Raw genomic sequence first — 25093 nt, 5'->3', positions numbered from 1 at the left:
AGAAAGCACCCCCTATCACTAAAAAAAATTAATAACCAGGAAGGCCTCGCTAAGGCCTTCCTGGTTAATTAAGCAAATTATTCTACCAGCTGAATCCCTCAGCATTTTCAATAGTTATTAACTCTACTGGAACCGGTAAAATTTCTGGAACTTCCTCACCATCAAGAATCTTTAAGCCATATTCAACACCAAGACGGCCAATTTTTGCCGGATTTTGCGCAGAAGTTGCTGCCATGGCAGTTCCATCAAGTATAGCCTGAACACCATCAGGGGAACCATCTACACCGCTGATAAACATTTCATCTTCACGACCTGCTGACTCAACAGCTGCTAAAATACCTAAAGCAGTTGGGTCGTTGATACCAAAAACAGCATCAATTTCTGATTGAGACTGTAAAACATTTTCCATAACTTCTAAGGATTTAGTAAGATTAGTTTCTCCATTTTGTTCTGCAACAATTTTAATGTCAGGATATTTTGCTATAACATCCTTAAAACCTTTATAGCGGTTACGTACTGAAGTAATCGGTGTACCATTAATAATAACAACCTTTCCTTCCTCTCCCAGACGTTCTGCAGTATATTCACCTGCTAAAACACCTGCTTGATAATTGTCAGAACCTATAAACATATCCCGTGGACCTGCTGCATCAACATCAAGACAAACAACTGGAATTCCTGCTTCTTTAGCCATTTCAACAGCAGGTTCTGCGGCATCTGAGTCAACGGCATTAAATAGTAAGAGATCAATACCTTGAACAATCATATCCTCTACATCAGATAACTGTTTGGCCACATTAAACTGACCATCTGATACAATCACCTGACCATTAAGTTCACCCTCTACCTCATCTTTAACAGCATCAAGCATTGCCACAAAGAAAGGATTGTTGGTAGTCATAAAAGTAATACCAACTTTAATTCCTTCATGGGATTTAGCAAAGGAAAAACTAGCTAATCCTAAAACTAAGACTGCAACCATCATCATTACAACAATTTTTTTGATCATCATAATTCCTCCTTTTATTTTTTCGCAAATAATATATTGCATTTTATATGCCAACAATAGTTTTTATAATGAAATTTTAATTAAATTCTATTTTTATATACTAATTAATACCTGTATAATGGGATTTCTTCAGTAAAAATTTAGTTTGATTTTATATTATATTTTAACTGAGTATTTTAAAAAATATATAATTAATAAAAAAAATCGGAAATTTATTTCCTATAATGTAGAACTAAAGTGAAATTGATTTCCGATTTTTTTTGTATATATAACAATAAAACCCGGTAGCCCCGGGTTTTATTCACTGTTACAGATATATAGGCAGTGAAACAGTAAAGATACTACCTTTATTTAGAGTGCTTTCAACTTTAATATCTCCCCCATGGTTTTTGATGATCCCATAACTAATTGATAATCCCAATCCTACACCCTGTCTTTCTTCTTTAGTCGTAAAGAAAGGATCAAATATCTTTTGTAAATACTGAGATTCAATACCACTTCCCGTGTCGATAAATGAAACATTAACTGTCTCACTATCAGGACTGTTCTGCATTGATATAGTTAATGTATCACCAGTTTCCATTGATTCAAAGGCATTTAAGATCATGTTAATAAAAACCTGTTGTAATTGGTTGAAATTACCAGTTACATAAGGGAGTTCCTCTTTAAACTCACGAATAATCTCATATTGTTCATATTCCTTCTGGTATTGACAGATCTTTAAAGATAATTCTACTACCTCTCTTAAATCAACAATACCAAATTCTGCTTTTGACTGTCGCGAAAAATTTAATAAACCCTTAACAATAGAAGAAATCCTGTTTGTCTCCGAACGAATACTCTCCAGGTAATTCCTTTTTGTTTCATCTTTTTCATCAATTAGTATGGTCTCTACAAAATTAGCTATAGTACCTAAAGGATTATTAATTTCATGGGCAATCCCTGCAGTAAACCTGCCAATAGAGGTCAATTTATCATTCAGTAATAATTGTTTTTCCATCTCTATTTTTTTAGTAACATCCTCTACTAAAATAACAGCCCCACAGGTTTTAATATCTTTTTCTTTTAATGGATATATCTTGAGATTTAATAAAATTGTAGATTCATTATTTTGAAGAGAAAAATCATTTTTTATATAACTTCCTTTCTCTTCAATTATTTCCCAGAAGTCCTGTCGCAGCTCATCAAAAGCCGGCAATGCAAAAATCGTTTTGTTTATATACTTTTCACAATCAATAGCTAGTAAATCTGCAATGGCTTTATTAATTAATTGAATTGTACCCTGTTTGTCTATAATAATCATACCCTCTCGAATACTATCATAGACATTTTCCTCAAATTCCTGTTTTTGATTAAGATTTTCCCTGTAATTTCCTAACATATCAGCTAGTTCATTAATATTTGAAGCAAGAACCCCTAATTCATCATTACTATTAATATTTATTTCTTTTTCAAAATAGCCTTTTTTAACTTATCAGTAACTATTAGCATTTCATTAAAAGAAGAACTAAACTTTTTAGTAATAGATAAGATTAATAAAAAGACAATAATAAAGATATAAAAACTGGTCTGTAATAATATCAATTTTATACTATTGATTCTATCCAGACTGGGTCTGGTCGATAAGCCAACAAGTATAGTTGCCTCATCACCTTCGATCTCTATACTTTTATGAAAAAAGTTATAGGATTCACCCTGTATTTCGATATTTCTGATTACCCCATCTGATTTATCATTTAAACGGTAAAAATTAGCCGGTAATAGGGACTGATGAAGGGTACTAACAAGGACTTTTTGATCGTTTATGATAACTATTTTTACCCCTTGAGTCTTCTTTAAAGTATTAAGGTAGTCTTCATCAATATATTTTTTAATTAATAAGATACCAACCTTCTGTTCTTTCCAGATTATTGCTGCTTGAGCCTGTAATAAAAAACGATTTTCATGACGGATAAAATCCACTTTGTTAATATCACTGATCTCCCCACGTAAAGAACCAGGTATTAAATTTTCACCTATCTGACGCTGATTCTCCAGGGCAACTATTAAATCTTTATCTAATTTCCTAACCTCAGCTACATTAAAATTCAAAGCCAGATTAAAAAGCAAAGTACTATCTACAATAGACTGAGTTAGTTCTTCCTTATTAGATGCATCAAGATACCTATAATTTCCATACTTATGCAGAATGTAAGTGGGGAGTGCTATTTTCTCAGACCGGGCAAAATCCGTTACTTTTTTTCCATAATCATCCTTAAGTTGATTCAGTTCATTAATTACCCCCTGAAGTGTCTCATTTATTTTTAAATCAACCTCTTGCTTATTTTGTTCTTTAACTTTATTAATTACATAATATGAAGAAACAAACATAGGTATAAATGTTATAATAATAAGTGCTAAAATTATTTTTCTCCTTAACTTCATTTTTCTAATCACCTTCATTTATCTAAGCTATAGTCTTTAATTTTGTTATATAGTGTACGGGGTGTTATTCCTAATTTTTCTGCAGTGTCATTACGATTCCAATCGTTTTCTTCCAGGGTATCAAGAATTATTTTCTTTTCAATCTCTGTCGTGAGATTTTTAGTAATATCTTTAAGGGTCTGAGGGGAATTGCTGGAATCAAAATTTAATCCTTTATCCTTAATCTCATCTGGCAGGTCATCAGCTGTAATTATATCAGTTTCAGTAAGAACTATAACCTGTTCACAGACATTCTTTAATTCACGGACATTCCCCGGCCACTCATAGCACATTAGTAATCGGAGTGCATCTGGTGTCACACCTTGAACTTTCTTGTGATATTTTTTATTATAATAATCAATAAATTCATTTACTAGTAATGGAATATCTTCTCTTCTTTCTCTTAGTGGTGGTATATTAATTTTTACAACATTAAGTCGGTAATATAAATCCTCACGAAAATCTCCTCTGTCTATTGCCTGTTGAATATCAATATTAGTTGCAGCAATAACCCTGACATTAGCTTTCAGGGCTTTTACACCTCCAACTCTTTGGAATTCTCCTTCCTGTAATATCCTTAAAACCTTGGATTGTGTTGCTAAACTCATATCACCAATTTCGTCAAGAAAAATTGTTCCATTATTAGCAAGTTCAAACAATCCTTTTTTTTGTTGACTGGCACCAGTAAAGGCCCCTTTTTCAAAGCCAAAAAGTTCAGATTCCAGTAAATGTTCTGGTATTGCTGCACAGTTCAGTTTTACAAACGGCCCTTCTTTTCTTTGACTGTTTTGATAGATGGCTTTAGCAATCATTTCTTTACCTACACCACTTTCACCAAGTAACAAAACAGTCACATCACTGGGAGCTATTTTTTTTATTAATTTATATATATCCTGCATTTCAGAACTTTTCCCTATTATATCATTAAACCCTGTTACTTTTTCTTCCTTCTCTTCATTTTCCTGAGCCATTTTATTCTTAATAACTAAATATTCTATTCTCAGGTATTTTTCAATCTTTTCTTTAAGTTCAGAGAGATTAAATGGTTTAGTAATATAATCGAGTGCCCCTTCTTTCATTGCCTCAACCGCACTTTCAACACTCCCAAAGCCAGTTATTACAATCACATTAACATAAGGAGATAGGTTTTTAATTCTTTTAAGGGCAGTTATTCCATCCATACCAGGCATACGTATATCAAGTAATACCAGATCAAAGTCATGAGTTTCTACCTGTTTTATACCCTCTTCGCCATTTTTAGCAGTAATAATCTTATAATTATTTTTCCCTAGAAAAGCAGCTAAACTGGTCCGCAAGCCATTATCATCATCAATAATCAATAGACTACTTTGCTTCATAATTACCCTCCAATTATTCCAAACGAAATATCAAATAATAGTAATTATAATTAATAGATAATATTATAACACTTAATAACAGTATTTTATTAAAAAATTCCTCAAAAGTAAAATCTATTTTTGTATATTTATAATATTTCAATTAATAATTTGAAATTCCTTTTATTTTTTTCCTGGCTATAGAAACAAAACATATAAATATAAGCAAAAAGACCCTCTAATTTCTTAGAAGGCCTTGTTTAAAAATCTATAATAATATTATAGTCCATTCATCCCTGATACCCATGGTATGCTCTGATATAGATCTCTTTCAATTCTTCTACCAGAGGCATTCTTGGATTAGCAGTTGTACACTGGTCTTCAAAGGCTTTATCTGCTAATTCATCAACAACCCCCATAAATTCATCTTCTGCTATACCACATTCTCTAATTGAAAGTGGCATATCAAGTTCCTTACATAGTTCAATTATATTATGGATTAAACACCCAATATTTTGATGGGTATTACTACAGGGTAAACCCAGGTATTTTACTATCTCTGAGTATTTCTCATCAGCAATATAATACTCGTATTTTGGAAAAGAATTAAACTTGGTAGGTCTAGAGGCATTATAACTGATTACATGGGGTAATAGAATGGCATTTGCCCTGCCGTGGGGAATATGGAATTCACCACCGAGTTTATGGGCTAAACTATGATTTATTCCCAGAAAGGCATTGGTAAAAGCCATCCCTGCAATACAGGAGGCATTATGCATCTTTTCCCGTGCTTCCTGGTTTTCACCATTTCTATATGCCTGCGGTAAATAATCAAAACACAGTTGGATAGCTTTCATGGCCAGACCATCAGTATAATCAGAGGCCATCACCGATACATATGCCTCAATAGCATGTGTTAAGACATCAAGCCCTGTATCTGCGGTTACACTGGCAGGTAAGGTCTGAACAAAATCAGGGTCAATGATGGCAACATCAGGGGTCAATTCATAATCTGCTAGTGGATATTTTGTTTCGTTGGTTGGGTCTGTAATTACTGTAAAAGAAGTCACCTCTGAACCAGTTCCAGATGTAGTCGGTATGGCAACTAATTTTGCTCTTTTGCCTAATTCTGGATACTTAAAAACCCTTTTGCGGATATCCATAAATTTCATCCGCAAATCAGCAAAATCGGTTTCCGGGTGTTCATAAAACAGCCACATAGCCTTAGCAGCATCTATTACTGAACCACCACCCAGGGCAATAATTACATCAGGCTTAAAAGTATTAATAGCTTCCACACCCATTTCAACTGTCTGTACAGTAGGGTCAGGTTCAACCTCATCAAAAATTTCAGAATGGACATAATTCCTACCATCTCTCTTGCGGAGGTGATAAAGGGCTTTATTTACATAACCAAATTCTGTCATGGTCTTATCTGTTACAATAAAGGCCCGTGAAATATCAGGCATTTTAGCCAGATACTGCACTGAACCAGGTTGAAAATAGATTTTCTCTGGTATTTTAATCCACTGCATATTATACCTTCTTTTCGCTACCCTTTTTTTATTAATCAGGTTTACTACAGTAATATTTGCTGTAGTACTATTTCTTCCAAAGGAACCACAGCCCAAAGTAAGGGACGGCATTGTTGTATTATAGAGATCACCAATAGCACCATGGCTGGATGGCTGGTTTGTTATCAAACGGCCAGTGTTAACCCTTTCAGCAAACTCTTCAATTACCATTTCATCACTAGAATGAATAACTGCTGAATGACCTGAACCACCAAAATTAACCATCTCTATGGACCGTTCTATCCCTTCTTTATAACCACTGACCCGAAAACAGGCCAGTATCGGGCTTAGTTTTTCCCGGGATAAGGGGTAATCAGGGCCAACCCCAGCCAGTTCTGCTACAAGAATTTTTGTATCTTGAGGAACATCTATACCTGCCATGCTGGCTATATTATAGGCAGATTGCCCAACTATTTGTGGATTCATTGCTTCTTTTTCCTTATTAATAGCAATATCCTCTAATCTCGTTAGTTCATTTTCATTAACAAAATAACAGCCGAGTTTTTGCATATATGCCGTCACATCTTCATATACTTCATCATCTATAATAACAGCTTGTTCTGAAGCACAGATCATTCCATTATCAAAGGTTTTAGATAAAATCAAATCAGTAACAGCACGTTTTATATCAGCTGTTTTTTCAATATAACAGGGGACATTACCAGGACCTACCCCTAGAGCAGGTTTTCCCGCACTATAGGCAGCCTTTACCATAGATGAACCACCTGTTGCCAATATTAAAGATATACCATCATTTTTCATTAAAAACTGGGTCGCCTCTATAGAAGGTTTTTCAATCCACTGGATACAATCTATCGGTGCCCCAGCTCTAACAGCTGCCTCCCTCATTACCTGGGCTGATTCAACACTACATTGCTGTGAACCAGGATGAAAAGCAAATATAATTGGATTTCGTGCTTTAATAGCAATCAGACATTTAAATAATGTAGTAGAGGTAGGGTTAGTAACAGGTGTTATACCAGCAACAACACCTACCGGTTCTGCGATCTCATAATAATCCTCTTCTTGATTTTCATCAATAACACCAACAGTTTTTATATACTTAATACTATGATATATATATTCTGTAGCAAATAGGTTTTTCACTATTTTATCCTCATAAACACCCTTACCTGTCTCATTTACAGCAAGTTTAGCCAGTTTCATATGATTGGCTAGACCCGCCATAGCCATCTCTTTGACTATATAATCAATCTGGTCCTGATCAAGTCTAACCATTTTCATTAAGGCATTTTTTCCCTTTTTTATTAACTCCTCTACCTGTAATGCAGCATCATTTTCTCTACCAGCTATCTTCCTCTTGTCAGATCTCTCCTCTTGTGTTAATTTTTCTTCCAGTATCGCAAATTCGTAGTTATATTCCTTACTCATATAGAACCCCCTTTCAGCTTAGTTTTTGTATCTATAAGAAAATTTATTATAATTTTTATATAAAAAAACAATCTCTTTGTTCAACAGAGATTGTTATAAAATATAAGATATTTACTTTTCAAAAAACAATTTTCAGGAATTTAAAGACTCAGTATATAATATCTCTTTCTTTTTACCAAGAATACTAAACAAAACACCAGCAACTATAAAAACAGCACCAAAAATAAATTTGATATCAATATTTTCGCCCAGTATAATCCATCCCAATAGAACTGATACCATTGCCTGTATGGGATAAAAGAGTGAACACCTTCCCGCTTCTATCATTGATATACTTTTATTCCACAACATATGTGCCATGGCTGTACAGACAACACCTATATATATAAGAGAGAAAATAACTTTCCACTCCAGAACAAAATCAAAATCAGCTGTTACATGGAGTTCATAAATTGAAACAGGTAGTGTACAAAACATAGCTATAATTATACCATAGGTAGTAATAGTAAAAGAATCATATTTTTGAGTCACTTTTCTTACTATCACTGTCATAAGTGACCAGCTTATAACAGAAACAAAGGATAAAAGAATACCTAATATTTGCCCTGTAGCATTTCCTCCACCTGTAATAATATATGTACCTAAAATAGCTGCCATCACAGAAATCACCTTATTGATAGTTAATTTTTCATTAAGTATCAGGGCAGCAAACAATATGATAAAAACCGGATTCATTGAGTTAATTAGTGAAGCAAATGAGGCATTGGAAAGTTTTGTCCCTGCAAGTTGTGCCCCTATTGCCAGGAAATAACCTATGAAGCCAATGGAAAAAACATATTTATAATCCTTTCTTGCTATTTTTTCTGAGCCGTTTTTCCTAAAGAAAAAAAACAGAACAATCCCTGCAATAAAATAACGCAGAAACAAGACTGTAAAAACAGGTATCTTATCAAGCACATATTTACTGGCTACATATAGACTCCCCCAGGCACTAACTGTTATAGTTAAATAATAATATGCTAAATTATTTTTTTTAATAGTAATCATCTTCCTTGCAATATAGTTTAAATATGAACATTTTATGTATAATAAATGTTATATATGTTATTATCATAATTAGATTTAAAAAACCTTCTAGATGATTCTATCATAAATTTTATTAAATATAAATCATTGGGATGAAATAATTAGCTTAGGTAATAAAAATTGTTTTTTAATAATTATTTTTTTCTCCTTAGTTCCCTGTTTTACAAGTAAGTATAACAAATCATGTTTTTTAATCTCACTCTTATCTAAAGGAACTCTCTTACCATCCCTGGTAGTAACTTTGATAATTTTATCCCCAATATTTAAGCCACTTTTTTTAGCAGAAGACCCTGGCCACAGACTGACTATTTGCAAGCTACTATCTTCAACTTTCTGTAATGAAAACCCAAAATCATAGATATTAGTCTTCAGCTTTTTCCCCTTAACGTTTTTAAGATACATATAATTTTTGGGATAATCAATAATCACCTTAAAATTAGATAGAAAACTATTGCCAATCGTTCCAAAAGAAAGATCACTGTCATCAAAGTCTACTAGTAGATTAGAAAGCTGTAAATTACCAAACTGGACATGTTTAAGACGTCCAATCAGGCTTTTAGATTCACCAAATAATCCACCATGTGTAACGCCTTCTGATTCAATCAATGGAGAACTTAAATTTTGCTTAAATTGAGAAAGGTAACCTGTCGGAATATTTAAATATATATCTTTAGAATCACCAGTATCTATCCCACAGAAAATAGGTTTTTCAAGCCCTTCAAAAGTTAATGGGGTTGAAATCAAACCTGTCTGATCTTTATCTAGTCTTAAATGATAATCATAATTTGAAGTCTTAATTAGATCTGATTTTGTGTAAAGGGAAATTAATTTAGACTGGTAATCAATTTTCACAATAAAATTCTTCAAAAAATTACTCCCAAGAATTCCATCTATTGAATCAAATACATTATCCAGATCAAAGATGGCTGCTCCACAATCTTTTACCCCTGTGTTTCCCAGAACAATACTATCTAAGCTCACCAGAGATATATTTTGTGATTGAAAACCATCTCCAGCAGATACCTCAGCTATCTTGTCCAAACCAAGTTTGTCAGCAAGGCTTTTGTTTATCGTTGTTACTCCAGCACCAGTATCAAAAATAAAACGAAATTCTTCATCATTAGAGTTTAATTTTACATTAACTACAATATCATTAATAGCTTCAATAGCTTCAAAAGGAACAGTACTTTCAGCATTCTGATCTATTATTTGCCCTCCAGTCAAAATTTGCATAATATCTGGCGTTTCTGCCAGAACAGAAAAAGTAAATAGTAAAAACAATGATAATATAATTATACTTATCTTACTCAACATTATAATTCCCCCTCGTAACTAATTTTTTAAATGTTATTATTTACAATATTATTGTAAATAAACGCATCCCTATTATTATTAGATATTTTCTATTATAATCCTTTTTAACTGGAAAGTAAACATCTTTTTATTTTTTATGAATAAATCTACTGTAAAACAGACTTCCATAATTTTTCTTTAAAATCTATTGTTCTATTTATATTAATACTCTATAAATTCATAAATTATTGTTAATTATCTGGATAAAAGCTTTACTGGCATTTTTAAATACCTATACATATGTTAATTTTCTTATTAATTTTAGGATTAAAATAATTCCTGTATAAATTCAAATTAATTATCTCTATTAGTTATAATCCTCTTTGCTGAAAAATAATTATTAACTATAGCAAATTTATATAGGGGGTTAATCTTAATGAGAGATAAACAAAATGAAAGGATAATTATATCAGCATTAATTGCTATCCTGATTACTGTTTTTATTATTGTATTTTCTGAAGATGCTTTCAATGCAGCTTTAGAGGGACTAAAAGTCTGGTGGGATGTAGTCTTTCCCTCACTGCTACCTTTTTTTATAATAGCAGAAATATTAATGGGGCTTGGAGTAGTACATTTTATGGGGGCATTACTTGAACCCCTTATGCAGCCGCTTTTTAAGGTCCCGGGTGTAGGGGCTTTTGCCATGGCCATGGGGTTGGCCTCCGGTTATCCGATAGGAGCAAAAATAACCGGTAACCTTAGAAGAAAAAATCTCTGTACTAAAACTGAGGGCGAAAGACTGGTAAGTTTTACCAACACTGCAGATCCCCTCTTTATGATTGGGGCTGTTGCAGTTGGTATGTTTCACAAGGCAGAGTTAGGCATAATAATCGCTGCAGCTCATTATATCTCCAGTATTATTATCGGCATCCTATTACGATTCTATAAAGGAACAGAAGGTAAAATACAAAATACAAGATATAAAAATAACCACAGAAGTAGAAGGAAAAATATCTTTTCTTATGCAGTTACTGAATTAATAGCCGCTAAAAAAAATGATGGGCGTACATTTGGTGAATTACTGGGTGATTCGATAAAAGAATCGATCAACACCCTGTTTCTGGTGGGCGGTTTTATTATCCTTTTTTCAGTTGTAACCAGAATCTTCATTGTTACCAGTTTTCTTGATGCTATTGGGGGACTGATAATCATCTTACTACGGCCTTTAGGATTAACCGAAGCCATGATATTACCATTAATAAGCGGTTTTTTTGAGATTACCAATGGTTCTAATCTGGCTAGCCAGGCTCAAGCACCTTTGATTCATCAACTAATCATAGCCAATGCCATTATAGCCTGGAGTGGTCTATCTGTCCATGCCCAGGTAGCTACTATGGTTAATGGTACTGATATTAGCCTTAAACCCTATTTTTTTTCAAGGATATTACAAGGTATACTGGCTGCTATTCTAACTATATTTATTTTTACTTTTTCTGGAGAACGTATTGAAACAACCTTTGCTCCTTTTGTACAGGGTTTCAATATTCATAATGGCTGGTTATTTACCTTGATAATTTTTGTGGGAATTATCATCTGTTCACTTGTAATTGCGCTGCTATTAAATATATTAAAAAAGATTAAAATTATATTTTTTCACTTCCATGGGTAAAATGTAATACAATAATAAAAAAAATCAAAGTTAAAATTATTTATAAATATGATATTTTTTCATTAGTTCTTCTTCCACCTGTTCAGGGACAAGCTCAGCTATATTACCCCCAAATTGGGCTACTTCTTTTATAACACTTGAACTCAAAAAGGCATATTTCGTATCTGTCATAAAAAATATTGTTTCAACCTCACCATCAATCTGTTTGTTTAAGGATGCCATCTGAAATTCCCCTTCAAAATCAGATACAGCACGCAGTCCACGAATAATTGCAATAGCTTTTTTTGATTTAACATAATCAACTGTTAGACCCTCAAATTTATCTATAATTACATTATCTATCCCTCTGGTTGCTTCAATGAGGAATTTTTCTCTTTCTTCCATTGAAAACAGGGGTTTTTTCTGGGGATTATGAAAAACAGCTACAATAACTTCATCAAACACACTACAGGCCCTTTTTATAATATCAAGATGTCCATTTGTAATTGGGTCAAAACTCCCGGGATAAACCACTTTACTAGTCATTTTATCACCCTTTTGCAGAATATATTGTTATACCTGTATCACCATATGACTTAGATTTAATAAACTCAAGAGATTGGTATTCTTTCATTTCTTCTTCAACACCATGTTCTACAACTACTATGCCATCTTGGGCTATCACTCTATTTTTTATAATCAACTCCAGAGCTCTAGCTGCATAGTTTTTTCCATAAGGGGGATCCATTAAAATAAGGTCAAAATTACTGCTGATGTTCTGTAAAAATATAAAAACATCCTCTCTGAGTACTACCGCTTTATCAGAGAAATTACATCTCTCTATATTATCCTTAATAACCTGTATATTTCTTTTGTTTTTTTCTACTAGTAACAGTTCTTTGGCCCCCCTACTTAAACTCTCCAGACCGAGGCTACCAAATCCTGCAAACAAATCAAGTACACGGGCAGCAGGTATATAGAAATTAATAATACTAAATAAGGACTCTTTAACCCGGTCCAAAGTTGGTCTAGTTGGGGTGCCTTTAATAGATTTTAGTTTTCTACCACCAGCAATTCCTGCAATGATACGCATAAAACACTCCTTTTGATTTAAGTATGTGTTCGAAAAGAATTGTTTTAGGTGATTATATTTCCCGGAACGAAGTTAAGGTGCTACCGCTGCAACACAACATTAAACTGTTCTTGTGGGCTCAAGTCAAATACGGAGTACCTGTGGTGCAAGTCGATTCGTTAGTACTGGCCTCAACAATGCGTTTATAATAGAAGAGGGCAGTGAGTGAATGGATATATAATCACCGGAGTATAAGCAATAACTTTTCGAACAGGCTCTTTAATAATTTAGAAAAAATATTTTTTAATTTATGTATATTACATAAAAAGAAAGTTATACTAATAGTAGTTCCATTTAGGGGATGAGGATTTAAATAAGGAGTAAGTGTTAAGTCCTCCCCATTTAAAACTCTTCCTCCAATTTCTCCTCTCCCAAAAGGAGTTGGTTTATCAACCAACTCCTTTTATACTTTTAATTCTAGATTTAGTAACTTATTATATAAGCATGGATACTTGTATTTTAAAATTCCATTATTATTAATAAGTCCCTCTGCTTCCTCTCTGGCAGTAATTAGTATCCTATTATCCTTTAGTATATTAGCAACCTTTAGGTCAGGGAGTCCATGCTGTCTAATACCAAAAAATTCCCCTGGACCCCTTATTTCTAAATCAGCTTCAGCAATTTTAAATCCATCATCAGTCTCGGTCATAACACTTAATCTCTTGGTACCTTCCTCGGTCCTGGGATTAGCAATCAAAATACAATAGGATTGATATTTACCACGACCTACCCTACCCCTTAACTGGTGTAACTGGGCAAGACCAAACCTTTCAGCATTCTCAATTATCATTATTGAGGCATTAGGAACATCAACACCAACCTCTATAACTGTAGTAGAGATCAGTATATCTATTTTCCCTTCTCGAAAGTCTTTCATAACAGTTTTTCTTTCTTCCTGCGTAATTTTACTATGTAATAAACCAAGTCTATACTGGGAAAAAGTATCTTTAGTTAAGGTTTTAAACATCTCCATTGCTGATACAGCGACTATTTCTTCAGATTCTTCAATTAATGGACAAACTATATAGACCTGTCGACCTTTATTAATTTTCTCTTTTACAAAACTATAGATTGAGCTGCGGGCTTTCTCTGTCCTCCAGGTAGTAATTACAGGACTGCGTCCAGGCGGTAGTTCATCAATAATCGATAAATCCATATCTCCATATAGGGTAAGAGCAAGTGTTCTGGGTATTGGTGTAGCAGTCATGACTAATAAATCAGGGTTATCACCCTTGTCCTTTAATTTAAACCTCTGTTCTACACCAAACCTATGTTGTTCATCTATAACAATTAAGCCTATTTTATAGTATTCTAAATCTTCCTGAAAAAGGGCATGTGTTCCTATGATTAAATCTACTTCTTTATTTTTTATTAACTCCTTTAGCCTACTGCGTTCAGACTCTTTTAAGCTACCGGTCAATAATACAACATTAAATCCTAGATCCCTTAATAATGGTTTTAATTTTAGATAATGTTGTTCAGCAAGTATCTCTGTAGGGGCCATCATTATGCCCTGATAAGTATTAGCCATAGTCTCCACTAAAGCCATAGCAGCTATTATTGTTTTCCCAGAACCAACATCTCCCTGCAGAAGACGCTGCATTGGTACTGGTCTAGCCATATCTCTCTTAATTTCAGTCCAGACCCTCTGCTGGGCAGTGGTAAGTTCAAATGGTAATATCTCCTTAAATTTATCCAGAGTATTGATTTCCCCTTTATGTTCTACACCTTTAACTCCAGTAAGATTCTTTTTCCGCTGTAAAACCAGTAACTGTAGCAAAAATAGTTCTTCAAAGGCCAGTCTCTTTCTGGCAGCAATATAGTGTTTTCTATCCCTGGGAAAATGCAATCCCCAGAGACTTGTTGTTGTATCAGGAAATCTATATTTTTTAATCAAATAATCGGGCAGTAGGTCATTTACATGACAGGCAAAATCACTTAAGGCTTTATACATAATTTCCCGTAATTTCTGCTGACTTATACCCTCTGTTAACGCATAAATTGGTACTACCCGTCCAGTATGTATCGTTTCCCCACTCTCAAGTTCCTCAAAGACAGGGTTATTAATCTCTTTTTTTCCGAAGCCCCAGGCTTTATCAGATAGTTTACCACTAAAAATATATTCCTTCCCTTTTTGAAACTTTTTCTTTAAGTATGACTGATTAAACCATGTACCATTTATACAATCACTACCATCACTAATAGTTACCTTTAGAATTCTTAATCCCCGCTTGATCTTCTGTTCATAAATCTTTAAAACCTTACCCTTAATAGTAATTTCTTGCCCGGGTTTAACAGAATTCATAGGAACATATTTACTTCTATCCTGATAATCACGAGGGAAATAATACAACAAATCTTCTACAGTTGTGATATTTAACTTCCCCAGTAATTTTTTATAGGCAGGGCCGACCCCTTTGATAAATTGAACACTTTTTGGTAGTTCATTTTTCATAATTCAAGAAAATCCCCTTTTATGACAACTCCTCCATAAACAGAAGGTCCTGTATGACAGCCCAGGACAGGGCTTATCCAGTTTGAAAAATTAAGGTATTCTCCATTAGCCTTAGATATATTATTTAAAACACTTTCTTTAAAAAATTGATAATTATCCAGCTCATCAAGTCCATGAATAAAAGCAACCCAGCCATTGTTGGCTGCTGATAATTCTGTATTTACTAATCTAGATAGTTTCCTGGCAATTCTTTTTTTGCCTCTGATTTTTTCATAGGGCAATATCCTTCCGTCATCCCCTGGGATACTAAGAACCGGGTAAATATTTAAAACCGAAGCAAAAAAAGCCTGGGCTTTACCTATTCTTCCGCCTCTTTCTAAATAACTGAGGTCATTAACTGTAAAATATATACTAATTTTATCTCTTGCCTTTTTTAATATCTCAATAATATCATTAAGATCTCTACCTACCTCTATTAATTTTGCAGCCAGTAGAACAAGAAATCCTATACCCAGACTGGCTGACAGAGAATCAATAACTTCAATCTGAACCCCGCTTACCTGTTCAGCAGCCATCAGGGCAGAATGACAGGTACCACTTAATTTACCTGAAAGATGTATAGATATAATAACATCATATTTTTGGGACATATGCTGATATTTCTCTACAAAAAATCCAATAGACGGCTGAGAAGTTGTCGGTAGTTCTTCCGATTCTTTTATTTTCTTAAAAAAATCCTCACCTGTTAACTCTAACATATCCTGAAAAATATCTTCCCCAAAATGGAGTGTTAGTGGTACGATTTCTATCTCATATCTATCTATTAATTCCTGGCTCAAATCACAAGTACTATCTGTTAGAAGACCAATCTTCATTCTCACACCCCTATTCAAGTGATATAATGAAGGGATAGAGGGGCTGTTTGCCATTATATATCTCTATTTCATCAAAATCAAAATTATTAAATATCTGTTCCTTTAAGGCAATAGCTTCCTCTTTACTTACCTCTTCACCATAATAAATAGTAAGCAGTTCTTCATCATCCAGTATTTCGTTAATCATCCCTATAACAACCTCATTATAATCACTACCATGTAGTTTAATATCATGATTAAATAACCCGATAACATCACCAGTTTTAATTTCAAGTCCATTTACTTTAGAGTCCTTAACAGCAGTTGTAATCTCTATTGTCTTAACATTCTCCATCTCAGTTATCATTGCATCTTTAAGGTCACTTAAAACCGCCTCTTCATTAAAAACAAGCAAACTGCTAATTGCCTGAGGGATAGATTTAGTAGGTACTACTTCAACCTTCTTATCACTTAGTGAAGCAGCCTGTCTGGCAGCAGAAATAACATTTTTGTTATTTGGTAAAATAATCAATTCAAGACTATTTATATCCTCTATAGCCTTCAAAAAATCATTAGTACTTGGATTCATTGATTGTCCACCATCAATGATAATATCGACCCCCAGGTCATGTAGTATTTTTTTGATACCTTCACCCTGGCCGACAGCAATAATACCTTTTCCCTGACTGGAAATAAACTCTTTTTTTTGTTTCTTTTCCTCCTGGCGTATCTTTTCTTCACTCTGGAGTCGCATATTATCTATCTTGATATCATTTAATGAACCTATTTTAAGACCGTATTCCAGGATTACACCTGGGTGATTGGTATGAATATGAATTTTTATAATATTATCAGTACCAACAACAAGGAGAGAATCACCAAAATCCTCCAGCTCACTCCTTAACTTCTTAATATTCCTTTTACTATTAGTCTCAATAAGCACTTGGGTACAATAAGTATATTTTAAGTTCTGTTTTATATTTTTTTTCTCTGTTGCCTGAATTAATTCCAGATCTTTATGTTCATAAGCCTTCTGCCCTATCAAACCCTTTAAGAGTCCTTCCAGAATCGTTAGATACCCCTGTCCCCCAGCATCAACAACCCCTGCCTCCTTTAGTTCAGGCAGCATCTGGGGTGTTTTTTTCAGAGCATCACGCGCATAGGCAATTGTATTTTCCAGTACAGCTACCAAATCGAGCTCTTTTTTATAGGCCATTTCAGCACCATCAGCAGCCTTTCTGGAAACAGTTAAGATAGTACCCTCAACTGGTTTTAATACCCCCTGATAGGCTATTTCCGAAGCCTTTCTCAGGGAATCAGCCAGATGACTGCTGTCCATTAATTTATTGTCTTTATTTGCCAGGGAGAACCCCCGTAATAACTGAGATAAAATAACACCAGAATTACCTCTGGCTCCCATTAATGCGCCTTTAGCAAGGGCTTCATTAATCTTACTTACATCATTTTCTTTAATTTTTTTTACCTCTTTAACTGCATCAAGAAAGGTAAGATACATGTTTGTACCGGTATCACCATCAGGAACTGGAAAAACGTTTAAAGAATCTATTAAGGATTGCTGTTCTTTCAACCACATCAGGGAAGAAAGTAACATCTCTTTAAATTTATCTCCATTAATAGTTTTGATAAATCCTCTGACTTTTTCATTAACCTGCATTACCAACCCTCACTCCCTGTACATTGACCTCTATTTCTGTAACTTTTATTCCGACTTTATCTTCAAGGGTATAATTAACCCTTTCTATTATATTATGTGCTACCTGGTGAATATTGGTACCATATTCAACAATAATATTTAGTTCTAAACTAACATTATCATCTTCAACTTCAACAATAACCCCCTTACTAAGGTTTTCCCATCCCAGTAAATGGGCAATTCCATCCTGCACCTTACTGGAGGCCATACCTACTAAACCATAGCATTCCATGGCGGCAAGACCTGCTATTTTAGCAATAACCTCTTTAGCTATTGTTATTTTACCATAGTCATTTGTCCATTCCTTTTCCATGCTTTCACCTCTTTTCATAACTATTCTACTATATTATATTTTCCTATGCAAGAATAAAAGAGTTTTCACTATCTCTTTTATTTATAATACTTAATATATTCAATAAATAACTAGAAAAATCCTGCTTTTCTACTTGCTTATTCTTTATTACCTATGATAAAATATGTTTTGGACGCAAAATCAATTTAAATAAATATTACATTGTTAATAAGAGGAGGTGGAGTAGGATGGCCAGAGTTTGTGAAATTTGCGGTAAAGGTAGTGTCAAGGCTAACAATATCACTAGACGTGGTAAGGCCAAAAAAGAAGGAGGCGTTGGTAGACATATTACCAAGGTATCCGGCAGGAGACAAAAACCCAACCTGAAAAAGGTTAAGGCTATTATTGATGGAAGTCCCAAAAGAATAAAGGTTTGTACTCAATGCCTGAAATCAGGAAAGGTTAACAGGGCATATTAATATACATCTCTATATTATTATTATTTATAAAAGAGTAATTCTTAGTAAAATAAGAATTACTCTTTTAATTTATATACTATTTTTTAATATATTTCTACTAAGTAATAGAGCTTAATTCCCTGGTATGTTTTTTTATCTCTTCAGCAGATATATCTACCCTGGCCACACCACTATCAACTGCTGCCCTGGCAACTGCAGCTGCTACCTCAGGGGCTACCCTGGGATCAAATGGAGCAGGCACAACATAATCTGCAGCCAGGTCTTCCCCTACCAAATTAGCAATGGCATGTGCTGCAGCTAATTTCATCTCTTCATTAATATCTTTTGCTCTAACATCAAGGGCACCTCTGAAAACACCTGGAAAGGCCAGCACATTATTTATCTGGTTGGGATAATCAGACCTACCAGTAGCAATAATCTTTGCCCCAGCTTTTTGGGCTAATTCAGGTGCAATTTCAGGTGTTGGATTAGAGAGACCAAATATTACAGGGTTATCTTTCATAGTTTTAACCATTTCTTCACTCAGGACATTGGCAACTGATAAACCAATAAATACGTCAGCATCTTTGATTACATCAGCTAATTCACCTTTAATTTTATCAGGATTAGTAAGGGCAGCCAGTTCTTCTTTAGCAGGATTCATCCTTTCTTTTCTTCCCTCATAAATAGCCCCCTTACTATCACAAACAACTATGTTTTGAACACCCTCTTTTAACAACAATTTAGTTACAGAGGTAGCTGAAGCTCCTGCACCATTCACTAAAATTTTTATATCGTCTATTTTTTTTTCAATGAGTTTTAAGGAATTTATAAGACCAGCCAAACTTACAATAGCAGTCCCATGCTGGTCATCATGAAAAATAGCCATATTTGTTTCTTCCTTGAGACGATTTTCAATTTCAAAACATTCCGGTGCTGCAATATCCTCCAGATTGATTCCAGCAAAGGTTGGTTCCAACAATTTTACAAACTTAACAATCTCATCAACATCTTTTGTTCCAACGCAAATTGGAAAGGCATCAACCCCGGCAAACTCTTTAAATAAAACAGCCTTACCTTCCATAACAGGCAGAGCAGCTTCAGGACCAATATCACCAAGCCCCAGTACTGCTGTCCCTGAGGATACGACTGCCACAAAATTCCCTCTATTAGTATATTCATAAATAGCATCTCTATTTTCTTCAATCTTTCTACATGGTTCAGCTACACCTGGTGAATATGCCATACTAAGGTCATGCTTGTTTTTCACAGCAACTTTACTTTTAATGCTTATCTTTCCCCGATTTTTCTTATGCATATCCAGGGCTTCATCATAAATTGACATCTGTTATCACTCCTAGAATTATAATTATTTAAATTTCTTCACCTAATTATATAATATTTTACCTGCTCTGTCATCATTATCAACTTTTAATCTGATGTATATATTTATTTACAATATGATTTTATCCCATCTTCATAGAGGTCATTACCATAGATATCATTGATTACAAAAACAGGCAAATCTTTTACCTCTAAGCGGTGAATTGCCTCTGGACCAAGTTCAGGATAGGCAACTATTTCAGCTTTTTTAATAGAATTTGCAATCAAAGCAGCTGCCCCACCTACAGCAGCAAAGTAAATCCCTTTATATTTAGAAATAGCCTCTTTAACTTCAGTTGAACGGCCTCCTTTACCAATCATACCTTTTAAACCATTTTCTAATAACACTGGTGTATAGGGATCCATCCGATAACTTGTAGTTGGTCCAGCTGAACCAATTACTTTACCTGGTCTGGCAGGTGCTGGACCAACATAATATATTACCTGTCCCTTAAGTGGTATAGGTAGTTCTTCCCCTTTTTTAATTAATTCTACCAACCTCTTATGTGCTGCATCACGGGCCGTAAATATCGTACCACTAATATAAACCCTATCACCAGCTTTTAAGCCTGCTATATCCTTTGTTGACAGTGGTGTGCTTATCTCCATAATATCCCTCCTACAATACAATTTCTTTATGTCTGGCCGCATGACAGTTGATATTGACTGCTACTGGTAATGAGGCTATATGACAGGGATATTCCTTTATCTTAACTGCCAGGGCAGTCTTCTTTCCACCTAACCCCTGTGGCCCGATTCCCAGTTTATTTATATCCTTTAATAATTCCTGTTCAAGCCTAGCAATCACTGGGTTTTCACTACTGTCGTCTACTGGTCTAAGTAGGGCTTCCTTGGCCATTAGAGCAGCCTTTTCAAAATTACCACCAATACCGACCCCGACTATAATTGGTGGACAAGGATTAGCGCCAGCCTCCCTGACAGCATTGATAACTACCTCTTTAACCCCTTCAATACCATCGGCAGGCTTTAACATCTGCAGTCTACTCATATTTTCGCTACCCCCTCCTTTAGGAGCAGCAATTATCTTTAGTTTATCCCCTGGAACTATCCTGGTATGAATTACAGCAGGGGTATTATCCCCTGTATTAATCCTGTCAATAGGAGATTTAACCATTGATTTTCTTAAATACCCGTCCTGATACCCCTTGCTGACACCTTCATTAACAGCATTATAAATATTACCATTTATATATACTTCATTACCGATCTCCAGAAAAATTACAGCTACACCTGTATCCTGACAAACAGGCACCCTTTCTCCTGCTGCTATGCCAGCATTTTCCAGCAATTGTGCGAAAATATCCTGACCTATCACAGATTCTTCTTCCCTTTTACCATCATGAAGGGCTTTAAGCATATCATCACCGAGGAAATAATTTGCTTCCTGTACAAGTTGAGCCACTGCTGATACAATCTCTTTTTTGTCTATCTGTCTCATTTTATAATCACCCTTTTTTAAAGCTTTGTTTATCAACATAACCCTGATAAATAGAATCAGGGTTAAAAAATTATATTAGAGCTAATCATTAAAATAAAGATCTAGGTACTCACCACTAAGGTATTCAGGTTTTTTACCAGTAGTCTTTTTTATTTCTTTTGTCATATATTCTATACGGGTCTGAGGGTTAGGATGGGTTTGTAATAATTCCAGTAATTCACTATTATAACTACCATTAAGTCTATCCAAAATCTGCATTACTTGTACAGCACCACTGGGATTATAACCTGATTTATCTAACAATTTTACAGAAAACAAATCTGCTTCTTCTTCGTTTTCCCTGGAATAACCCTTATTAATCAATGTCAGCCCAAATTTTTTTAATAAATTATAAGTATTATCTGAAGAATCCTTACCAACAATCTGGTCCAGTAACCAGCTGCCAATACCAAGCCCAATGACACTCTTTAATTGACCATCAATATGGTCATTAACTCCATGCCCCATCTCATGTGCTATAACCGCTGCACGCTGATCACTATTAGCCAGTCTATCTAATAATCCCCTGAATAAAACAACCTTCCCATCACCTATGTAATAAGCATTTACCACATCTGAATCCACATAATGTATTTCAAAATGAAGTTTTGTGTCAAGCCTGTTTGTTAAATTATCTAATATCTTAACAAAATAATCATTACCATCAAGTTTATAAATGTTATCGCCATATTCATCATATAAATCATCAAGATTAAGTTTAGCTACATATTCCTCATAATCAGATACTGCAAATGTTACGGAGCTTAATAACAATAACACTATAAAGATAGATAAAAACCAAAAATATCTTTTAAATGATATCTTCACAAAACGCCCCCTCCTGTTTCATTGAGTATGTAATAATAAACTGGCTTCATCTATAGCCTAAAACTTTTTCATAATCAAAACAATAAACAATCATAAACCAGACAAATATATTTGCTGAACGACTCTAGAAATTGTCTGGAGGTAGGACACCAAAAGACAATTTCTCGACAGTAAGAGTAGGCATAACGCCGTAGCGCACGACAAGGAAAGCAAATATATTTGTCGGCCTTTAAAGTTATCCACAATTTCAAAGTTACATATTTAATTATATATTATAAATTCTAAATATCAAATAAAAATCCTGCATAATTTAAGAAATTATAAATAAAGGGTAGTTAATGATTAACTACCCTTTATTTTACACGCCTGAGTGCTTTAAGACCTTCTCTTTTTCTATTTAATTTAATCAATTTATTAAGTGAACAAACCGTTATAATAGGAATCCTTACCCCTTTTAATAAGGCAAAATCACCATCAAAACCTGTAACCTGGAATAAAAGGTCATTCTTTTCTTCCTTTCTGACAACAAAATCACCTAATTTTATATTCAACTTATTTCCCCCCCTGTTTAAATCCTCATTTAATACTATTAAACAAAGGGTCAGGATATAACAATATTCTCTATGTATTATTACGCAAGATATAGACCAATACCCCATTTTTAATCCTTACACTGGCAGATTCACTCTCTATTAGATTACTAATACCCCGTGTCTTATATCTAATTAACCTGGCCTTATCCAGCTTATATTTACACCCTGAAATATCTACATCAGTTACCTGTCTACTTAAAGGTAGTAATGATAATCCCATACCTTTTTTATCATTAAATTTCTTTTTCCCTTTAACAATGCCTATTTCAATTCCTGGTTCTTTTATAATAGCATTGATACCCTGTTTGGAAGCATATTCAAGCAAAAAGACATTGGCTAACTGCTGATCAAATCTTCCCCCCAAAGAAGCAGTAATAATAAGATCATTTATGTGATTGGACAAACAGTAATCAACTGCCAGTTCCCCATCTGTCTCATCTTTTTCCCGGGGATATTCTATGATTTTTATTCCTTTTAGCTTATATTCCTTAATTTTATACTTTGTTAGAGAATCTAAATCTCCAATAATAAGCTCAGGTAGAAAACCTATCTCTTCCAATAATAAACTACCACCATCCACCCCAATTACAATCCTATCCTCAAAATCTATTAACTTTTTATACTCATTACTACCAGCTATTAATTTCCCATTTAATACTATAACTGCAGAATCACGCATTTTTATCTCCCTTTATTATAAGAACAAAATATAACTAATTCATATCCAGTGCCTTATATAATGGAATAATAATAATAAAAGATACAATCAAAGACGGTAATATAAAGCTCCCATTATATATCGTAGAATATAACCAGACATTCTGCCCTTCAGGTGCATAGTGGCCGAAAAATATTACCCCTGATAAAAGATGTGATAAAAACCGTCCTAAACCACCAATTAAAACACCTGCAAAGGCTGTACAGTAAAATAACCGCTGACTCCTATTTTTAATTACAATAAAACCAGCTAGACCAAGTAACATATAAGCTACCGGATAATCAAGCAGTAATTGTACAGGGTGAACAATATAGGCATCAAACATAAGCTGGGCTAAGCCATAGATGAAACCAGTTAACATACCGGGAAAACCACCCCAGCGCAGGGCAATAATTAGAATAGGCATCATTTCCAGACTTACTGAACCTCCTTGAGGCATTTTCCATAATCGAAAAAAATTCAAGACAACACTAAGGGCAACAGCAAGCCCCATCTCTGTCATCATTCTTACCCTTTTATTTGGCATAAAAAATCTCCTCCTGTTATTTTAGTAAGCAAAACCAGAGGAGCAGTAAAGATTTTTCCCTTCGCCTGCATTACCAGGATCAGGTCAGTGGGTCGATATGAGTATCCTCTCAGCCCTCCAGTTAGGCTCCCCATTTAAGTATATTCATCAAAAAAGTTAAAAATCCTGCAATAAACACCCTTTATTTAGTCTTTTCACGCATTTTAGCTAAGGTATCAGCTGGATTATCTGTTTTAAATATTGCCGAACCAGCCACAAATATATCTACCCCAGCATTAGACAATTCATTAATGTTGTCTAAATTAACCCCACCATCAATTTCTATTTTTATATCCAGATTACTTTCCTGAATAAGTTCTTTTAATTTTACTATCTTTTGAAACATTAGTGGGATAAAGCTTTGGCCGCCATATCCAGGGTTTACAGTCATTAATAAAATATAATCAATTTTATCAAGAACATATTCCAGTACATTTAAGGGGGTTGACGGATTTAATGCTACACCTGCCTTACAGCCTTTATCTTTTATCTGTGAAATCACCCGGTCTAAATGAGTAACTACCTCAGCATGGACAGTAATGAGATCACTACCTACTTCTGCAAAGGTAGTTATATATTTTTCAGGCTCAACAATCATTAAATGAGTATCAAATTTCAATGATGAATAAGGTCTCAATGCTTTAATAAGACCTGGCCCAAAACTTATATTAGGAACAAATCTACCATCCATTACATCTAAGTGGAGGAAATCAGCTTTTTCAACTTTTTTAATTTCTTCCCGTAAATTACTAAAATCTGCTGCCAGAATTGACGGTGAAAATAATGACATCGCATACACTC

The 25093-nt window shown here is 34.2% G+C and carries 22 protein-coding genes, 1 pseudogene and 1 riboswitch; of the genes and pseudogenes, 2 read left to right on the top strand and 21 right to left on the bottom strand.

Translation table 11 applies throughout. The features are described 5' to 3' along the window. Window positions 1-82: 82 nt before the first annotated feature. The 7 genes from GM661_RS09360 to GM661_RS09330 form a co-directional block, all read right to left on the bottom strand. Complete coding sequence (locus GM661_RS09360) at window positions 83-1009, bottom strand: sugar ABC transporter substrate-binding protein (protein ID WP_230866637.1); 927 nt, start codon at window positions 1007-1009, stop codon at window positions 83-85. Between the two features lie 307 nt (window positions 1010-1316). Next, complete coding sequence (locus GM661_RS09355; protein ID WP_230866636.1) at window positions 1317-2390, bottom strand: two-component system sensor histidine kinase NtrB; 1074 nt, start codon at window positions 2388-2390, stop codon at window positions 1317-1319. A gap of 59 nt (window positions 2391-2449) precedes the next feature. Then, window positions 2450-3433, bottom strand: coding sequence for a hypothetical protein (locus GM661_RS09350; protein WP_230866635.1), 984 nt, complete (start codon window positions 3431-3433; stop codon window positions 2450-2452). A 14-nt stretch (window positions 3434-3447) separates the two neighbouring features. Next, window positions 3448-4830, bottom strand: coding sequence for a sigma-54-dependent transcriptional regulator (locus tag GM661_RS09345; protein ID WP_230866634.1), 1383 nt, complete (start codon window positions 4828-4830; stop codon window positions 3448-3450). A 269-nt stretch (window positions 4831-5099) separates the two neighbouring features. Continuing rightward, the gene (gene adhE, locus GM661_RS09340) at window positions 5100-7775 is read right to left on the bottom strand and encodes a bifunctional acetaldehyde-CoA/alcohol dehydrogenase (protein ID WP_269059881.1); all 2676 of its coding nucleotides are present in this window, start codon (window positions 7773-7775) and stop codon (window positions 5100-5102) included. Window positions 7776-7907: 132 nt separating this feature from the next. Then, window positions 7908-8822 carry a DMT family transporter gene (locus tag GM661_RS09335; protein ID WP_230866633.1) on the bottom strand — a complete coding sequence of 305 codons (915 nt, stop codon included), beginning with the start codon at window positions 8820-8822 and terminating at the stop codon, window positions 7908-7910. 123 nt (window positions 8823-8945) lie between these two features. After that, a complete protein-coding gene (locus tag GM661_RS09330) occupies window positions 8946-10175 on the bottom strand; it encodes an aspartyl protease family protein (protein ID WP_230866632.1) in 1230 nt (409 codons plus the stop codon). 415 nt (window positions 10176-10590) lie between these two features. Between GM661_RS09330 and ylbJ the strand changes: the two genes are divergently transcribed. Next, entirely contained in the window at window positions 10591-11823 is a 1233-nt protein-coding gene (ylbJ, locus tag GM661_RS09325; RefSeq protein WP_230866631.1) for a sporulation integral membrane protein YlbJ, read from the top strand. 36 nt (window positions 11824-11859) lie between these two features. Here the strand turns inward: ylbJ and coaD are convergent, their stop codons facing one another. The 6 genes and pseudogenes from coaD to GM661_RS09295 form a co-directional block, all read right to left on the bottom strand. Next, a complete protein-coding gene (coaD, locus tag GM661_RS09320) occupies window positions 11860-12348 on the bottom strand; it encodes a pantetheine-phosphate adenylyltransferase (protein ID WP_230866630.1) in 489 nt (162 codons plus the stop codon). Between the two features lie 4 nt (window positions 12349-12352). Next, a pseudogene (rsmD, locus tag GM661_RS09315) lies at window positions 12353-12898 on the bottom strand (16S rRNA (guanine(966)-N(2))-methyltransferase RsmD); the annotation flags it as partial. Between the two features lie 439 nt (window positions 12899-13337). After that, a complete protein-coding gene (gene recG / locus GM661_RS09310; RefSeq protein ID WP_230869741.1) occupies window positions 13338-15389 on the bottom strand; it encodes an ATP-dependent DNA helicase RecG in 2052 nt (683 codons plus the stop codon). After that, the gene (locus tag GM661_RS09305) at window positions 15386-16264 is read right to left on the bottom strand and encodes a DegV family protein (protein ID WP_230869740.1); all 879 of its coding nucleotides are present in this window, start codon (window positions 16262-16264) and stop codon (window positions 15386-15388) included. The genes recG and GM661_RS09305 overlap by 4 nt, the downstream gene beginning before the upstream one ends. Before the next feature lie 10 nt (window positions 16265-16274). Then, complete coding sequence (locus GM661_RS09300) at window positions 16275-17918, bottom strand: DAK2 domain-containing protein (protein WP_230869739.1); 1644 nt, start codon at window positions 17916-17918, stop codon at window positions 16275-16277. Further along, entirely contained in the window at window positions 17908-18270 is a 363-nt protein-coding gene (locus GM661_RS09295; RefSeq protein WP_125990239.1) for an Asp23/Gls24 family envelope stress response protein, read from the bottom strand. The genes GM661_RS09300 and GM661_RS09295 overlap by 11 nt, the downstream gene beginning before the upstream one ends. Before the next feature lie 227 nt (window positions 18271-18497). Between GM661_RS09295 and rpmB the strand changes: the two genes are divergently transcribed. Then, window positions 18498-18728 carry a 50S ribosomal protein L28 gene (gene rpmB, locus GM661_RS09290; RefSeq protein ID WP_230869738.1) on the top strand — a complete coding sequence of 77 codons (231 nt, stop codon included), beginning with the start codon at window positions 18498-18500 and terminating at the stop codon, window positions 18726-18728. Window positions 18729-18825: 97 nt separating this feature from the next. Here the strand turns inward: rpmB and GM661_RS09285 are convergent, their stop codons facing one another. From GM661_RS09285 to rpe, 8 genes are all read right to left on the bottom strand, one after another. Further along, window positions 18826-20052: an NAD(P)-dependent malic enzyme gene (locus GM661_RS09285; RefSeq protein ID WP_230869737.1), complete on the bottom strand. Its 1227-nt coding sequence runs from the start codon at window positions 20050-20052 to the stop codon at window positions 18826-18828. A 104-nt stretch (window positions 20053-20156) separates the two neighbouring features. Next, window positions 20157-20699 (bottom strand): Fe-S-containing hydro-lyase, encoded by a 543-nt coding sequence (locus tag GM661_RS09280; RefSeq protein WP_230869736.1) that lies wholly within the window; start codon window positions 20697-20699, stop codon window positions 20157-20159. A 10-nt stretch (window positions 20700-20709) separates the two neighbouring features. Further along, complete coding sequence (locus GM661_RS09275; RefSeq protein WP_230869735.1) at window positions 20710-21549, bottom strand: fumarate hydratase; 840 nt, start codon at window positions 21547-21549, stop codon at window positions 20710-20712. Between the two features lie 81 nt (window positions 21550-21630). Then, on the bottom strand, window positions 21631-22416 hold the full coding sequence (locus GM661_RS09270) for a M48 family metallopeptidase (protein ID WP_230869734.1): 786 nt from the start codon (window positions 22414-22416) through the stop codon (window positions 21631-21633). Window positions 22417-22769: 353 nt separating this feature from the next. Continuing rightward, on the bottom strand, window positions 22770-22967 hold the full coding sequence (locus tag GM661_RS09265) for a hypothetical protein (RefSeq protein ID WP_125990226.1): 198 nt from the start codon (window positions 22965-22967) through the stop codon (window positions 22770-22772). Window positions 22968-23037: 70 nt separating this feature from the next. Continuing rightward, the gene (locus GM661_RS09260) at window positions 23038-23688 is read right to left on the bottom strand and encodes a thiamine diphosphokinase (RefSeq protein WP_125990224.1); all 651 of its coding nucleotides are present in this window, start codon (window positions 23686-23688) and stop codon (window positions 23038-23040) included. A gap of 34 nt (window positions 23689-23722) precedes the next feature. Then, window positions 23723-24253, bottom strand: coding sequence for an energy-coupled thiamine transporter ThiT (thiT, locus tag GM661_RS09255; protein ID WP_125990222.1), 531 nt, complete (start codon window positions 24251-24253; stop codon window positions 23723-23725). Window positions 24254-24292: 39 nt separating this feature from the next. Beyond that, window positions 24293-24396: riboswitch (TPP riboswitch) on the bottom strand. A gap of 38 nt (window positions 24397-24434) precedes the next feature. After that, on the bottom strand, window positions 24435-25082 hold the full coding sequence (rpe, locus tag GM661_RS09250; protein ID WP_125990220.1) for a ribulose-phosphate 3-epimerase: 648 nt from the start codon (window positions 25080-25082) through the stop codon (window positions 24435-24437). Window positions 25083-25093 lie beyond the last annotated feature (11 nt).

This window comes from Iocasia fonsfrigidae (assembly GCF_017751145.1).
Classification (GTDB): domain Bacteria; phylum Bacillota; class Halanaerobiia; order Halanaerobiales; family DTU029; genus Iocasia; species Iocasia fonsfrigidae.
The sequence above is the reverse complement of the archived record's forward strand: the minus strand, read 5'-3'. Positions and strand labels throughout refer to the sequence as shown.

Coding starts and splice junctions, on each gene's coding strand:
- GM661_RS09360 (WP_230866637.1), bottom strand. CDS start 1,009: ATGATCAAAAAAATTGTTGTAATGATGATGGTTGCAGTCTTAGTTTTA.
- GM661_RS09355 (WP_230866636.1), bottom strand. CDS start 2,390: ATGTTAGGAAATTACAGGGAAAATCTTAATCAAAAACAGGAATTTGAG.
- GM661_RS09350 (WP_230866635.1), bottom strand. CDS start 3,433: ATGAAGTTAAGGAGAAAAATAATTTTAGCACTTATTATTATAACATTT.
- GM661_RS09345 (WP_230866634.1), bottom strand. CDS start 4,830: ATGAAGCAAAGTAGTCTATTGATTATTGATGATGATAATGGCTTGCGG.
- adhE (WP_269059881.1), bottom strand. CDS start 7,775: ATGAGTAAGGAATATAACTACGAATTTGCGATACTGGAAGAAAAATTA.
- GM661_RS09335 (WP_230866633.1), bottom strand. CDS start 8,822: ATGATTACTATTAAAAAAAATAATTTAGCATATTATTATTTAACTATA.
- GM661_RS09330 (WP_230866632.1), bottom strand. CDS start 10,175: ATGTTGAGTAAGATAAGTATAATTATATTATCATTGTTTTTACTATTT.
- ylbJ (WP_230866631.1), top strand. CDS start 10,591: ATGAGAGATAAACAAAATGAAAGGATAATTATATCAGCATTAATTGCT.
- coaD (WP_230866630.1), bottom strand. CDS start 12,348: ATGACTAGTAAAGTGGTTTATCCCGGGAGTTTTGACCCAATTACAAAT.
- recG (WP_230869741.1), bottom strand. CDS start 15,389: ATGAAAAATGAACTACCAAAAAGTGTTCAATTTATCAAAGGGGTCGGC.
- GM661_RS09305 (WP_230869740.1), bottom strand. CDS start 16,264: ATGAAGATTGGTCTTCTAACAGATAGTACTTGTGATTTGAGCCAGGAA.
- GM661_RS09300 (WP_230869739.1), bottom strand. CDS start 17,918: ATGCAGGTTAATGAAAAAGTCAGAGGATTTATCAAAACTATTAATGGA.
- GM661_RS09295 (WP_125990239.1), bottom strand. CDS start 18,270: ATGGAAAAGGAATGGACAAATGACTATGGTAAAATAACAATAGCTAAA.
- rpmB (WP_230869738.1), top strand. CDS start 18,498: ATGGCCAGAGTTTGTGAAATTTGCGGTAAAGGTAGTGTCAAGGCTAAC.
- GM661_RS09285 (WP_230869737.1), bottom strand. CDS start 20,052: ATGTCAATTTATGATGAAGCCCTGGATATGCATAAGAAAAATCGGGGA.
- GM661_RS09280 (WP_230869736.1), bottom strand. CDS start 20,699: ATGGAGATAAGCACACCACTGTCAACAAAGGATATAGCAGGCTTAAAA.
- GM661_RS09275 (WP_230869735.1), bottom strand. CDS start 21,549: ATGAGACAGATAGACAAAAAAGAGATTGTATCAGCAGTGGCTCAACTT.
- GM661_RS09260 (WP_125990224.1), bottom strand. CDS start 23,688: ATGCGTGATTCTGCAGTTATAGTATTAAATGGGAAATTAATAGCTGGT.
- thiT (WP_125990222.1), bottom strand. CDS start 24,253: ATGCCAAATAAAAGGGTAAGAATGATGACAGAGATGGGGCTTGCTGTT.
- rpe (WP_125990220.1), bottom strand. CDS start 25,082: ATGTCATTATTTTCACCGTCAATTCTGGCAGCAGATTTTAGTAATTTA.